The sequence below is a fragment of the Streptomonospora alba genome (assembly GCF_000826685.1).
GTDB lineage: Bacteria > Actinomycetota > Actinomycetes > Streptosporangiales > Streptosporangiaceae > Streptomonospora > Streptomonospora alba.
This window is the reverse complement of the sequence record NZ_JROO01000020.1, coordinates 1-13,370: the sequence shown is the minus strand read 5'-3', so window position 1 is coordinate 13,370 and position 13,370 is coordinate 1. Positions and strand designations below refer to the sequence as shown.

The window sequence follows — 13,370 nt, the reverse complement described above, 5'->3', positions numbered from 1 at the left end:
CGCTATGACGCACTCTCCCGCTGCCGAACCGAACGAGGAGTCGGTCTATGCGGGTCTTGTCGACGTCGACGGCGACGCCGCGCAGTGGGCCTTCGGAACCGGCTTCGACGACCCGCTGGCCGGCGTGGACACCGCGGTGCCCGCGGGGGTCGACCGCGCCGACCTCGCCGCCTACTGCCTGATGCTCGGCGACGACGCGCTTGTGCTCGCCCAGCGCCTGGCCGAGTGGTGCAGCAACGCGCCCGAGCTGGAGGAGGACGTCGCACTCTCCAACATCTCCCTGGACCTGCTGGGCCAAGGGCGGCTGCTGCTGGCGCGCGCCGCCGCTGCCGATCCCGAGTCGGTCCCCCCGCTGCCGCCCGACTCGCCCGTGCCCGCCGAGGACGCGCTCGCCTTCTTCCGCGACACCGGCGGCTTCCGCAACGCGGCCCTCGCCGAGATCCCCAACGGGGACTTCGCGCAGTCGACGCTGCGGCTGCTGCTGTTCTCCGTGTGGCGGCTGGCCCTGTTGGAGGAGCTGCGCGGATCCGCGGACCCCGTGCTCGCCGCAGTCGCCGGCAAGGGCATCGCCGAGGTCGCCTACCACCGCGACTACGCCGCCCGATGGACGGTGACGCTGGCGCAGGGCACCGCGGAATCCCGCCGGCGCACCGAGGCCGCCGCCGAGGCCGTCTGGCCGCACGCCGCCGAACTGTTCGCGGTGCACCCCGTGGAGCGCCGCATGGCCGAAGCGGGCGTGGGCGTCGCGCCGGACGCGGTCCGCCCGGCGTGCGCGGCGGTCCTGGACGAAGTCCTCCGAGCCGCCGACCTGCACCGCCCCGACCTCGACGCCGCTGCCACCGCGCGCGGGCGCGCCGGCGAGCACACCCCGGCGCTGTCCGAGCTGCTGGGCGACATGCAGTCGCTGGCCCGACAACACCCCAGGGGCACGTGGTGAGCACCGAGCGCGCGGGAGCACCCGCACAGGCCGACCGGGCCGCATCCGACCGGCGGCGGGCCCGGCAGGCGGCAGCGGCGGTCACCGACCCTGAGCTGCCCATGCTCACCCTGGCCGACCTGGGCATACTGCGCGAGGTCGACGCCGACGGCGACGGCGGCGCCATCGTGTGGATCACCCCCACCTACTCGGGTTGCCCGGCCATCGGCGCCATCCGCGCCGATGTGGACCGGGCGTTGCGGGAGTCCGGGTTCGACAGCGTGGAGGTGCGCACGCTGCTGGATCCGCCGTGGAGCACCGACCGGATCACCGAGCGCGGCAGGCGCCTTCTCGCCGAGCACGGCATCTCGCCGCCCGGCCCGGCACCACGCGGCGACGGGCCGGTGCCGCTGTCGCTGACCCCGCGCCGCCGCGCTCTGCACTGCCCCCGGTGCGGTTCCGACTCCGCAGAGCTGACCTCCGAGTTCGGCTCCACGGCGTGCAAGGCGCTGTACCGCTGCACGGCGTGCGCCGAACCCTTCGAGCACATGAAGGAGATCTGAGTGACCGCCACCTCCACCGAGCCGCGGCGGCGCACGGCCCCGGTTTTCCACACCCTGTGCGTGGCCTCCGTCGAGCGGTTGTGCCCCGACGCGGCGGCGGTGACGTTCGAGGTGCCGCCGGAACTGGCCGCCGACTTCGCGTTCCGGCCCGGCCAGTCGCTGACGCTGCGCCGCTGGATCGACGGCCGCGAACACCGGCGCACCTACTCGATCTGCTCCCCCGACGGCGGGCCGCTGCGCATCGGCGTGCGCGAGGTACCCGACGGCCTGTTCTCCTCCTGGCTGGTGAACGAGGTCGTCCCCGGCCACGAGGTCGAGGTGGCCACGCCCTCCGGCTCGTTCTGCGCCGACTCCGCCCAGGGCGGGCGGCACCTGCTCGTCGCCGCCGGCTCGGGCATCACCCCGGTGCTGTCGATCGCGGCGTCGCTGCTGCACGGCCACCCCGGAGCCGAGGCCACGCTGATCTACGGCAACCGCAGCGCGCGCACGGCCATGTTCGCCGAGGAGCTCGCCGACCTGAAGAACCGCTTCGCCGACCGGTTCCAACTCCTCCACGTGCTCTCCCGCGAACCCCGCGACGCCGAGCTGCTGGCCGGGCGGCTGGATCCCGACCGGTTCCGGCGGGTGCTGGAGGCGCTCGTCCCGCTGCGGGGCACCGACCACGTGTGGCTGTGCGGGCCCTACGCGATGACCGAGGGCGCGCGCGGCGTCCTCGCCGACCTGGGCGTGCCCGCCGAGCGGGTGCACCGCGAGCTGTTCCACGTGGACGCCCCTCCGCCTCCGCCGCGCCGCGTCGAGGCCACCGGTTCCCAGGCCGGAGGCAACCTCACCGTCGTGCTCGACGGGCGCAGCGGAAGCGCGCCGATGCCCGCCGGAGCCTCCGTCCTCGACTCCGCTCAGGCCGCGCGCGCCGACATGCCGTTCGCGTGCCGCGGCGGGGTGTGCGGTACCTGCCGTGCCAAGGTCACCTCCGGCGAGGTGGACATGCGCCGCAACTTCGCGCTGGAGGACGCCGAGGTGGCCGAGGGGTTCGTGCTCACCTGCCAGTCGTACCCGGTCACCGCCGAGGTGACGGTGGACTACGACGCGTGAGGTCTGGGGTCTGAGGCCCGGGGGCTTGAGGGACGAGGCTCGGGCTGCACCGCGCCGCGGCGGCGGCGAGGGCGGCGAAGGGCCGGGGCCGGCGTAGACCGGGCCACCGGCGAACGGTTGCGCGCCCGACGGATGCGGCGCCCCGTCCTGCTTCCGCCGCCCGGACGTGGTTCCCGCAGCGAGCGGGCCCATGGGGCCGCTCGCTGCGCTGACAGTGACTTCGGAGACACGTCGGCACGACCCACCGGCGACCGACCCGTCGTCGGGCGATCGGCCCCGGGCCGACTTCACCGATCGCGCCGCCCAGGCCATCCGCCGTCGCCGCCCACCGCGGGGCGACCGACCACCCCCGCCGCAGCACCGCCCGGCGTGCTGACGACCGCCGGTACAGGCGTGTCCTCCCACGTCATCGGGGGTTCTGGAGATATGCATCCAGTACGCGTGGCCGCCTGCACGAGGCGCGACGGACTCCGCGCCGACACGGTCGGCGGCCGACGCCGTCCCGCGATACGCCCCTGCGGTCCCGACTATTGACGCTTCCTAGAAACACTGTTTACAGTAATTTTACTTTGTGCCATGGGGTGATCACGGAAAGGGGCGAACGCCCTTCGAAGTACGACACCGGGGTGGGGCCGCTGGGTTTCCGAAGCGCCGCACGGCGCAGAATCAGGAGGTCGATCGATGGCAGGTCCCCGCGCGACCACCGCGCGCAGATCCGCTCCGTTCCTCGCCGTTTGCTCGGCGACCGCAGGTGCCTTGCTGCTGCCGTTCATGGTGGCCTCGGCCCCCGCGAGCGCCGCGTCCGGGCCCCGCTGCGACTCCACCGAGGACTGCCTCGCGCAGATGACCCTTGAGGAGAAAGCGGGCCAGATGACGCAGGTGAACCACACCAACGTCATGGACGACAAGGAGGCCATCGCCGAGTACGGCCTCGGTTCGCTGCTCTCCGGCGGCGGCGCCGGTCCGGGCGGCGAAGCGGGCGGCACAGCCGCCGAGTGGGCCGACATGTACGACGAGTACCAGCGTGCGGCCATGCAGAGCCGGCTGGGCATCCCGCTGATCTACGGTGTCGACGCCGTCCACGGCCACGGCAACGTGGTCGGCGCGACGGTGTTCCCCCACAACATCGGCATGGGCGCGACACGCAACCCCAAGCTGGTGTGGCGTGCGCAGGACATCACCCGCCGGGAGGTGTTGGGCACCGGCATCGACTGGAACTTCGCGCCCGCGGTCAGCGTGCCCCGCGACGACCGGTGGGGCCGCACCTACGAGGGCTTCGGCGAGGTCCCCCGGCTCGCCAAGAAGATGGGCTACGCGTCCATCAAGGGGTTCCAGGGCCACGATCTCGGATCCGAAGGTATCGCGGCGACCGCGAAGCACTACGTTGCCGACGGCGGCACCACCTGGGGCACCGGCGAGGGCGACTACGAGATGGATCAGGGCGACGCGCGGATGAGCGAGCGCGAGCTGCGCAAGATCCACCTGTCGCCCTACCGCGCGGCGGTCCGCGCCGACGTCGCCACGGTCATGGCCTCCTTCAGCAGCTGGAACGGGCTGAAGATGCACCAGCACGAGTACCTCCTCGACGAGGTGCTCAAAGGCGAGCTCGGCTTCGAGGGTGTGGTGATCTCCGACTGGGCCGGCGTGCGCCAGGTCGAGGGCGACTCCTACGCAGAGAAGCTGCGCAAGTCGATCAACGCGGGGCTGGACATGATCATGGTCCCCCACGACTACGAGCAGAACATCGACGCCATCGTCAGCGAGGTCCGCGCCGGCCGCATCAGCGAGGAGCGCATCGACGACGCGGTCCGCCGCGTCCTCGACCTCAAGTTCGACCAGGAACTGTTCGACGAACCCTTCACCGACCGCAGCTACACCGGCGACGTCGGTTCCCCCGAGCACCGCGAGACCGCCCGGGATGCCGTCGCCCAATCACAGGTGCTGCTGAAGAACGACGACGTGCTCCCGCTGTCGCCCGACTCCGGCAAGGACATCGTGGTCGGCGGCAAGACCGCCGACGACCTCGGCTACCAGATGGGCGGCTGGTCCATCACCTGGCAGGGCAGCGGCGGCGAAACCACCGAGGGCACCACCTTCTGGGAGGCCGTCCAGCAGGAGACCGAAGGCACCGACACGAACGCGCAGTTCGTCGGCACCGACACCGGCCAGGACTACTCCGGCGACATCGGCATCTGGGTCGGCGGCGAGACCCCCTACGCCGAGGGTGTCGGCGATGACGGCGACCTCCAACTCAGTCAGGACGACACCAAGCAGCTCAACGACATCTGCGCCAAGACCGAGGTGTGCATCGCCATGCTGGTCTCGGGGCGCCCGTTGATCATCGAGGAGGAGCTTGAGACCGCGGACGCGTTCGTCGCCTCCTGGCTGCCCGGGACCGAGGGCGCGGGCATGACCGACGTCGTCTTCGGCCACGAACGCTTCAGCGGCCGCCTCCCGGTCACCTGGCCGTCTTCGGTCGACCAGGAGCCGATCAACCGCGGCGACGGCCAGAAACCCCTCTTCCGTCTGGGCTACGGCCTGCGTCACTGACCGTCCGGGCCCTGCGCGAAGGGTCCCACCCGAATAGCGCGGCCGCGCCGGACCTGCCCACCGGCGCGGCCGTTTCACGTGGAACGAGCACCGCAGACTGCTGTGCACCGCCTGCGTATGCGTGGGTGGCAGGCCCCAACACGGCCGGGCGGCGGCCGAGGCTCAGAACTGGTCGCTGCCGGCGACCTGTCCGATGGGGAACGCGTGTCTGGAGGCCGCGCACACCGTCTCCAGCGCATGGATCGGCACGTCGTCGGTACTCACACTCACGCGCAGGATCTGCACCACCCACTCGCCGGCGGCGTCGAGCAGATCGGCCTCATACGGCGTCGGCGGACGCGCGGTGAGGGTTTCGGTCGCATGGCTGAAGGTGTGCCCGAGGTCTTCGATGGCGGCTTGCAGAGTAGGCAGTACGAAACCTTCATCGTCGAGCCGGGTGCCCTCGCCGATGTCCGTCCGGAAGAAGCTGGTGGCGATGCGCACCGGTACGCCGTCGGCCCAGAACATCTTGCGGCGGGCGATCACCGGGTCACCGGACTCGGTACGAAGAGCGGCCGCCACGTGTTCGCTCGCCGGTTCCTGCCCGACGAAGAGCATCTTGTTCCGGGGCGATCCCCTGCCGGTCGGCCTCGGTGAGGTAGAGGGATGTGGAGCCTCGGACGGTAGGCGGCGTGGGGAGCGCCCGCTCGACGAGGACACGCGGCCGCGGCCCGACCGGCCCTGTCGGTGCACGGTGGGCGTCGTCGCCGGCTCCCGCCTTCTTCATCTGCGAGACACGGCCCGGAGTCACGCCCAGCTGACGGGCGAGGTCGTCCTGCCGCATGCCGGAGTCCTGCGCCTCGACGATGGCGCCGCGGCGTATGCGGGAAAGCTCGACGCTCTGTCCCTGCAAGCTCGCCATCGCCGCTGAAGCGGAACGGGCGCGCTCCACGGGATCCGGGAGAGCGGCTATGTCGTGCAGTGTCCGTGCGTCCATTGGCCCCTCGTCGCGGGCTGCCGTCGTCTCGTCGGTTCGAACTTTAGCCGTCGACTCCCGACAGCGCGGCGGATTCGCGACTCACTCCGGGGCGACAGGAATCGTGTACGCCAACTCGTAGCGGTCCGACGGCACGATGATGTCTGCCGTCTCGACCGGGTGGTCCTGCGTGTAATACGTCCGCTTGATCACGATCACGGCGGTTCCGCGCCCGATGCGCAGCCGATCGGCCTCAGCGACGTCCGTCGACCGTGCCGTCACGAGCTCGTTCGCGTGCAGGATGCGCTGACCGATCTCCCGCATACGCTCGACGACGCCGCGCCCGGCGTACGGGCCTTCCTCGGGAAGGACGACGGGTGTGCCGCGAGTGATTGCCAGAGGTTCGTAGCTGGTGGACAGCATGACCGGCTCGTTGTCTGCGGTGAACGTGTAGCCGGTGCGCATGACTTCGGCACCGGGCTCGATGGCCAGGCGAGCGGCGACTTCTTCAGAAGCGGGCACTGTCTCCGATGCGGATTCCCAGCCGCCGCTACGCGCCTGAGCAGCCATGTCCGCTCGGAACGGGGAACCGCCGCGCGACTCCCGGTACCAGCTTCGGGTCAGCCTGCGGAGCGGCGGTTTCGGCCGGACATAGGTACCCGATCCGGTTCTCGAGACCGCGTATCCCTCGGCGACCAGCTGCTGCACAGCGTCGGCTGCCACACGAGGCCCGACACCGAACTCATCGGCGAGTGCCTGCCGGGAGGGCATCCTCTCGCCGGAGGTCAGCTCGCCCGTGATTATGCGTCTCCGCAGTTCGTCGGCGATGCGCTGGTAGCTGGCGCGAGGCACGGCACCCCCCTTTGGCAGTCGATCCGAACGAACAGCTTGACAAGCCTGTACGTACAGATCAAGCTGCACGTACAGGAAGTTAATCTGTACGTTCAGATTTCGAGGCCGAGTATGGACGAGTCGATAACCGTCCCAGCGAGTCGCGCGATGGTGCCGGTGGTGCGGCACGCCGTCAACGTGCTTCTGGTCGAGTCCTCACGCGTCGACGACGCGGTCTTCGCCGCGGGGGAGCTGGGGCCGCGGACTGCGGTTCGGGCGAAGTCACCGTGCGGGTCAGCGACTCGGGAACGGTGCGCGTCGAGGTGACAGCCCGACGCAGCCGCTCTCCCGGTTCCGAAGCGGTGCCCGCTCCGTCAGGCGGCGGTGCCACGGACAGCCTGGCGCTCGTCTCGTCGATCGTCGACGGCATCGGCTCGTCGCAGCGGCGTTCAGGCGAATGCACCACCTGGGCCGATCTTCGGTACTGATTCCCATTCCATCGGGCCCTCGCCCGGAACCGAATCCGAGGTGTACTCATGCGGCCGCAGTCGGAAACCCTCAGTGTTCTAACCGTTCCGAACCGTCGCGTGCACCGCCGTGCCGCTCGGGTTCGCGCCTATGTCCTGGAGTCGTCCGACCGATCCACCGCCGGAGACTCCCCCACGTCCACCGCCCCCACTGCTGTGCTCGTCGGCGACGGGCTCGACGACCTCCGGGCCGCTCTCAACGGACCGGTTCGGCGGCTGCTGGCCGTTCGGCCGGACCTTGCGCGCACACCCGGCGACCTGCTCACGGGGGTGGGACGGTGAAACGGACCCTGCATGCCCTTGCGCCCGGCGGCTACACGCCGCGACAGCCGGAGCCGCCCTCCTACGAGCGCGTCGTCGAACTCACTCTGGCCCACCCGGACTGGTGCATCGCCTACGACGCCGACTCGGACGGGCGGATCGTCTATCGGGCGGTGCGCAACGGTGCCGGGATTGCCGTCGCCGCACAGGACGTGCGCGTGCTTGCCGCGCTCGTTCGCGCTGCCGAGGAGGTCGTCGAATGAGTACGGTCTACCGCCACCTCGGCGGCGGGGACGGCGCCGTCGAGCCTCCCGGCGGCCTCGCCGACGAATTCGGGGACGACTGGGACATCCGCTGCTATCGGTGGGTCGGCAGCGAGTACTGGGTCGTGTGGCGCCGTGTCGCCCACACCGACGGCTTCGCCGACCACGGCCTCCGCTGCGGCTTCCGGGGCTGGTCCAGCGCCGACCGAGTGCGGGCGTGGCTCGACGCTCAAGCCCACGCGTGGGGCCGGGGGAAGGCTCGGCGCGGCTCCGAGGAAAATCCGTTGCGCTGCGAAGGCGCCGGCTGCGACGCTGATCGTCGCGGGTGCTGCGGCGCCCGCAGCGGATGATCGCCAAGACACGGAGGTGGCCCTTTCCGATGCGCATGACCAACGGAACCGCGACTGCTCTGCTCGTTCCGTCGGCTCATCGCCGGGAGGTCTCCCTTGTCTCACTCCATCGTCTGCTCCGATCTCGTCTTCGAGTGGCCTGACGGCACCGCTGTCTTCTCCGGGCTCAACGCCGCCTTCGACAGCGGGCGCACCGGGCTCATCGGGCTGAACGGCTCCGGCAAGTCCACCCTGCTCAAGCTCATCACGGGGGAGCTCTCCCCGGCCTCGGGCGGTGTCCGGGTGGACGGCGACACCGGCTACCTCGACCAGGGCCTGACCCTGGACACCGGGCAGACCGTCGCCGAACTGCTCGGCATCGCCCGCACCCGCGCAGCGCTGCGGGCCATCGAGGCCGGCGACGCCTCCGAAGCCAACTTCTCCGCCGTCGGCGACGACTGGGACATCGAGGAGCGCGCGACCGCCGAACTGGAGAGGTTCGGCATCGCACTCGGCGGCCCCGAGCCGCTGGACCGCACCGTGGCCTCGCTCTCCGGCGGCGAAGCGATTCTCGCCGCCCTGGCCGGGCTCATCCTGCGCCGACCGCCCGTCACCCTGCTCGACGAACCGACCAACAACCTCGACGCCAGGGCACGCGGCCTGCTGTACGAGGCCGTCGACGCCTGGCGCGGCGTGCTCGTCATCGTCAGCCACGATCGCGAACTGCTGGAGCGGGTCGACCGCATCGCCGAACTGCGCGACGGCGGCATACGCGTCTGGGGAGGCAACTACTCCTCCTACGCCGAACAGCTGGCCACGGAGCAGGAGGCGGCCCAACGCGCGGTCAGGGCCGCCGAAACCGATGTCCGCAAGGAGAAACGCCAGCTCATCGAGGCCCGGACCAAGCTCGACCGCCGGGCGCGCTACGGCCGCAAGATGAACGAGTCCAAGCGCGAGCCGAAGGTCGTCATGAACCAGCGCAAGCGCGACGCCCAGGTTTCGGCGGCCAAGCACCGCATCATGCAGGCGGGCAAGCTGGAGGACGCCGAGCAGGCGCTGGCCGAGTCGGAATCGGCGGTGCGCGACGACGACCGCATCCGCATCCGGCTGCCCGACACCGCGGTTCCCGCCGGGCGAACCGTGCTGGAGCTGGACGGCCCGCAGGACCGCATCCACGTGCGCGGCCCCGAACGGATCGCCCTGACCGGCGACAACGGATCGGGCAAAACCACGCTGCTGCGTGCGGTCGCCGGCGCCGCATCGGCGCGCCACGCCGCCGTCTCGGTGGTCCGGGTCGCCGATCGTGTGGGCTACCTGCCCCAGCGTCTGGACATCCTCGACGACGCGGTCAGCGTGCTGGACAACGTGCGCGCCGCCGCGCCCGAGGCGACGCCCCACGAGGTGCGCGCCAACCTGGCCCGCTTCCTCATCCGCGGCGACCGCGTCGAAGATCCGGCCGGGGTGCTCTCGGGCGGCGAGCGGTTCCGCGTCTCGCTGGCCTGCCTGCTGCTGGCCGACCCGCCGCCGCAACTGCTCCTGCTGGACGAACCGACCAACAACCTCGATCTGCACAGCTCCGCCCGGCTGACCGAGGCCCTGTCGGCCTACCGCGGCGCGCTGATCGTGGCCGGGCACGACACGGCCTTCCTCGCCGAGATCGGCATCACCCGGTGGTGGCGGATGGAGCGGGGCGGCGCCCCGGTCGAGTCCGACCCGCCGCCGGAGGCGGAGGGATAGCCCGAGCCGAGGGCGGAGCGGACCCCGGTGGGGGGCGGGAGGCAATAAACCGAGGAGTCGACGAGTCGACAGGGCGCCGAGTCGCCCTGTCGGCGCAGACGCGGATCCGGCGTAGTGCTGGCGGATACGCGGTGCGCTCCGACGGTCCGCGTGAGGGGCGGACGGCCGCTGAGGAATCTTACTTAGACAGTTGAGTGAACTAAGTCACGTAGCTTATAGTTGCCAAGGCGCAACAGGGGGAAGCCGTCCGGCCGGCCGGTACGTCCACACGTTCCGGGTCCATGACCCGTGACGACGTCCACCTTGAGGAGTTCACATGCGAACACGCCTCGCCTTAGCCGCTTCCGCGGCCTTCACCCTCCTCCTATCCCTCGTCCTCGTCATTCAGCCGGCAAGCGCCGACACCGGGTTCCAGATCGAGAACGGACGCCTGGTCGACGCCAACGGCAACGACTTCGTCATGCGCGGCGTCAACCACCCGCACTCCTGGTTCACAGGGGAGACCGAGTCCTTCGCCGAGATCAGCTCACTGGGGGCCAACGCGGTCCGCGTCGTGCTGAGCAACGGTGTCCAGTACACCCGCAACGGCGCCGACGACGTAGCCAACGTGATCAGCGAGTGCAAGCAGAACCAGCTCATCTGCGTGCTGGAGGTGCACGACACCACCGGCTACGGCGAGGAGAGCGCGGCGTCCTCCCTGGACCAGGCCGTCGACTACTGGATCGACATCCAAAGCGCGCTGGAAGGCGAAGAGGCCTACACGATCCTCAACATCGGCAACGAGCCCTACGGCAACGAGGGATACGAGAGCTGGGCGGCCGACACCTCCGACGCGGTCGACCGGCTGCGCGACGCGGGTTACGAGCACACGATCATGGTCGACGCCCCCAACTGGGGCCAGGACTGGACCAACACCATGCGCGACAACGCCGCGCAGGTGTTCGAAAGCGACCCGGACCGCAACATCCTCTTCGACATCCACATGTACGGGGTCTACGAGGAGGCGTCCACGATCAGGGACTACCTGGGCCACTTCGTGGACAACGGGCTTCCCATCGCGGTCGGCGAGTTCGGGCACGACCACAGCGACGGCGACCCCGACGAGGACGCGATCCTGGCCACCGCCGAGGAGTACGGGCTGGGCTATCTGGGCTGGTCCTACAGCGGCAACAGCGGCGGCGTGGAGTACCTCGACCTGACGAACGACTTCGACCCCAACAGCCTGACCTCGTGGGGCGAGCGTCTGTTCAACGGGGAGAACGGGATCGCCGCGACGGCCGAGACCGCCAGCGTCTACAACGGCTCGGGCGATCCCGACCCGACACCCACCCCCACCCCCACGCCCACCGATGAGCCCACATCGGAGCCCGGCGAGGGCTGCACGGCCGACTACACGGTGCAGAACGAGTGGGCTGACGGCTTCCTCGCCCAGGTGAGCGTCACCGCGGAGGAGGACGTCGAGGGGTGGGAGGTCTCCTGGACCTACGACGACGGCCAGAGCGTCACCAACGCGTGGAACGCCGAGGTCAGCTCCAGCGGGTCGCAGGTGACCGCGAGCGACGTGTCCTACAACGGCAGCCTGGCCGCAGGGCAGAGCACGGAGTTCGGCTTCCAGGGCACCCACAGCGGCAGCAACTCCGTTCCGGACCTGACCTGCTCCGCGCGCTGACGGCGCGGAACAGGGTCGGCTGAAGGTCCGGGCCGATAAGGAGTCCGGTGGCGGCACTCCGGCCGGGAGCGCTCCCAGCCCCGATTCCGGAGAGCCGCCGCCGGGCCCAGGCGCCGCGTCCTGCCTCCGGGCCGGACGCGGCGCCTTCTCTGCTCATATCGCCAGGTCGCCGTGCGGCCGTGTCGCCATATCCGCATGCGGACATGGGGTCGTGTGGACGGGGGCGACCTCGCGGTCGGCTCGCCGCTGCTGTGCGGCACGCGGGCCGCCGATGCCGGCACGGCGACGCCGAGCGAAGTGGGGGACGCGGTCGCGAACCACCCCGGCGGGCGGATCGGCGACCTCGGCACAAGAGGCGTAAGAAAGAGGGGGCCGCAGGCGCGGCCCCCTCGGTGTGCCGGGTGCGGGTTCACCCGCGCGAAGCCCGTGGTTCAGGCGGCCGACTTGCCGGCCTTGAGGTCGGCGGCCACGCGCACCACACGCCGGGCCTGGACCTGAGCGGCGGTGCGTGTCACGTCGTCCACAGGGCTGTTGCCCTGGGCGTCCACGTGGGAAGTGCCGTAGGGGTTGCCGTCGGCGAACTTGCTCCCCTCGGTGTAGCCGGGGGGCACGATGATGCCGCCGAAGTGGTAGAAGGTGTTCGACAGCGCCAGCAGGGTCGACTCCTGGCCGCCGTGCGTGGTGGCCGAGGAGGTGAAGCCGCTGTAGACCTTGTCGGCGAGCAGGCCCTGCTGCCACTGCGGGCCGAGCCCGTCGATGAACTGCTTCAGCTGCGAGGCGATGTTGCCGTAGCGGGTCGGCGATCCGAAGATGACGGCGTCCGCCGAGACGACGTCGTCCGGCACGGCCTCGACCACATCCGCGGTGGCCTCGGCGTTGGCCTGCCAGGCGGGGTTAGCGGCGATCGCCTCGGCGGGAGCCAGTTCGGCCACCTTGCGCAGACGGACTTCGGCGCCCTCCTTCTGCGCCGTCTCCTCGATCTCGCGGGCGATGGTGTAACCCGTGCCGGTCGAGGAGTAGTAGATGATGCTCAGCTTCACAGGCTCGCTCATGGTTCCCTCCCGGGACTCGCTGACTTATTGGTTTCCTAGTAAGATAATGCTTCGGCATCGAACACGCGACCCCTGAGGCGCCTGTGTGGTGAGGCCCACCCGTAGGAATGCAAGTGGCGCGTACTGCTCAGAAGGCGGAGCCAGGGCGTACGGCGGTTCTCGTGACGCGCCGGAGCGGCGCTGTGGGTGGTCCGCCGACGACCGAACTGCGGCGGGTCGGCCGCCGGTCGGCCGGGTGGTCGCCGGGCTTCTCGCGCGCAACCAAGCCATGACCTACATCACCGGCCGCCCGAGTTGGCATCGCCGAGCAAGACGGCTAAAGTGGGCCGAGTCGCTTGAGGATGCGCCCTATTCGGGTCGCGTCCGGGGCGGCGGTCTTCCTCGGTCGCAGCGAACACCGCACGGTGGGCGTGACCGCATCCCGATCTCGGCGCTCTCTCGAGCGTGTTCGGTGCTCGGCACGATTCGTTCGAATCCTTCTGCCGGCTCCGTCGCGCTTGAAAACGTCGGCCAGGGAAGCAGGAATTCATCGGACTCGCCGATTTGGCGGGTTTGCGGGAGTCCTGCTAACGTGAAGACATAACAAAGAGCGGATCGGAAATCGCGCTTCGGCGCGGTTCGGTGT

11 protein-coding genes are annotated in these 13,370 nt (G+C 70.4%); 8 read left to right on the top strand and 3 right to left on the bottom strand.

Annotation, left to right across the window (positions count from 1 at the left end):
* Positions 1-4: 4 nt before the first annotated feature.
* The 4 genes from paaC (at position 5) to LP52_RS11280 (ending at position 5,121) form a co-directional block, all read left to right on the top strand.
* Complete coding sequence (gene paaC / locus LP52_RS27255; protein WP_040273111.1) at positions 5-937, top strand: 1,2-phenylacetyl-CoA epoxidase subunit PaaC; 933 nt, start codon at positions 5-7, stop codon at positions 935-937.
* Positions 934-1,479 (top strand): 1,2-phenylacetyl-CoA epoxidase subunit PaaD, encoded by a 546-nt coding sequence (gene paaD / locus LP52_RS27250; RefSeq protein ID WP_052809741.1) that lies wholly within the window; start codon positions 934-936, stop codon positions 1,477-1,479. The genes paaC and paaD overlap by 4 nt, the downstream gene beginning before the upstream one ends.
* Positions 1,480-2,571 carry a 1,2-phenylacetyl-CoA epoxidase subunit PaaE gene (gene paaE, locus LP52_RS11285; RefSeq protein ID WP_040273108.1) on the top strand — a complete coding sequence of 364 codons (1,092 nt, stop codon included), beginning with the start codon at positions 1,480-1,482 and terminating at the stop codon, positions 2,569-2,571.
* A 681-nt stretch (positions 2,572-3,252) separates the two neighbouring features.
* Positions 3,253-5,121 carry a glycoside hydrolase family 3 protein gene (locus LP52_RS11280; protein ID WP_202966097.1) on the top strand — a complete coding sequence of 623 codons (1,869 nt, stop codon included), beginning with the start codon at positions 3,253-3,255 and terminating at the stop codon, positions 5,119-5,121.
* Between the two features lie 162 nt (positions 5,122-5,283).
* Here LP52_RS11280 and LP52_RS28350 read toward each other — a convergent pair whose 3' ends face one another.
* The gene (locus tag LP52_RS28350) at positions 5,284-5,718 is read right to left on the bottom strand and encodes a UTRA domain-containing protein (protein WP_238580864.1); all 435 of its coding nucleotides are present in this window, start codon (positions 5,716-5,718) and stop codon (positions 5,284-5,286) included.
* Positions 5,719-6,178: 460 nt separating this feature from the next.
* Complete coding sequence (locus LP52_RS11270; RefSeq protein WP_238580859.1) at positions 6,179-6,997, bottom strand: GntR family transcriptional regulator; 819 nt, start codon at positions 6,995-6,997, stop codon at positions 6,179-6,181.
* 715 nt (positions 6,998-7,712) lie between these two features.
* On the opposite strand from LP52_RS11270, the gene LP52_RS11260 reads away from it, so the two are divergent.
* From LP52_RS11260 to LP52_RS11245, 4 genes are all read left to right on the top strand, one after another.
* A complete protein-coding gene (locus LP52_RS11260) occupies positions 7,713-7,958 on the top strand; it encodes a hypothetical protein (protein ID WP_040273102.1) in 246 nt (81 codons plus the stop codon).
* The gene (locus LP52_RS11255; RefSeq protein ID WP_040273100.1) at positions 7,955-8,308 is read left to right on the top strand and encodes a hypothetical protein; all 354 of its coding nucleotides are present in this window, start codon (positions 7,955-7,957) and stop codon (positions 8,306-8,308) included. The genes LP52_RS11260 and LP52_RS11255 overlap by 4 nt, the downstream gene beginning before the upstream one ends.
* 96 nt (positions 8,309-8,404) lie before the next feature.
* Positions 8,405-10,024, top strand: a complete 1,620-nt coding sequence (locus LP52_RS11250) for an ABC-F family ATP-binding cassette domain-containing protein (protein WP_040273099.1) — start codon at positions 8,405-8,407, stop codon at positions 10,022-10,024.
* Between the two features lie 316 nt (positions 10,025-10,340).
* Entirely contained in the window at positions 10,341-11,693 is a 1,353-nt protein-coding gene (locus LP52_RS11245) for a cellulase family glycosylhydrolase (RefSeq protein ID WP_040273098.1), read from the top strand.
* Positions 11,694-12,124: 431 nt separating this feature from the next.
* Here the strand turns inward: LP52_RS11245 and wrbA are convergent, their stop codons facing one another.
* A complete protein-coding gene (gene wrbA / locus LP52_RS11240) occupies positions 12,125-12,745 on the bottom strand; it encodes an NAD(P)H:quinone oxidoreductase (protein WP_040273097.1) in 621 nt (206 codons plus the stop codon).
* Between the last annotated feature and the right edge of the window lie 625 nt (positions 12,746-13,370).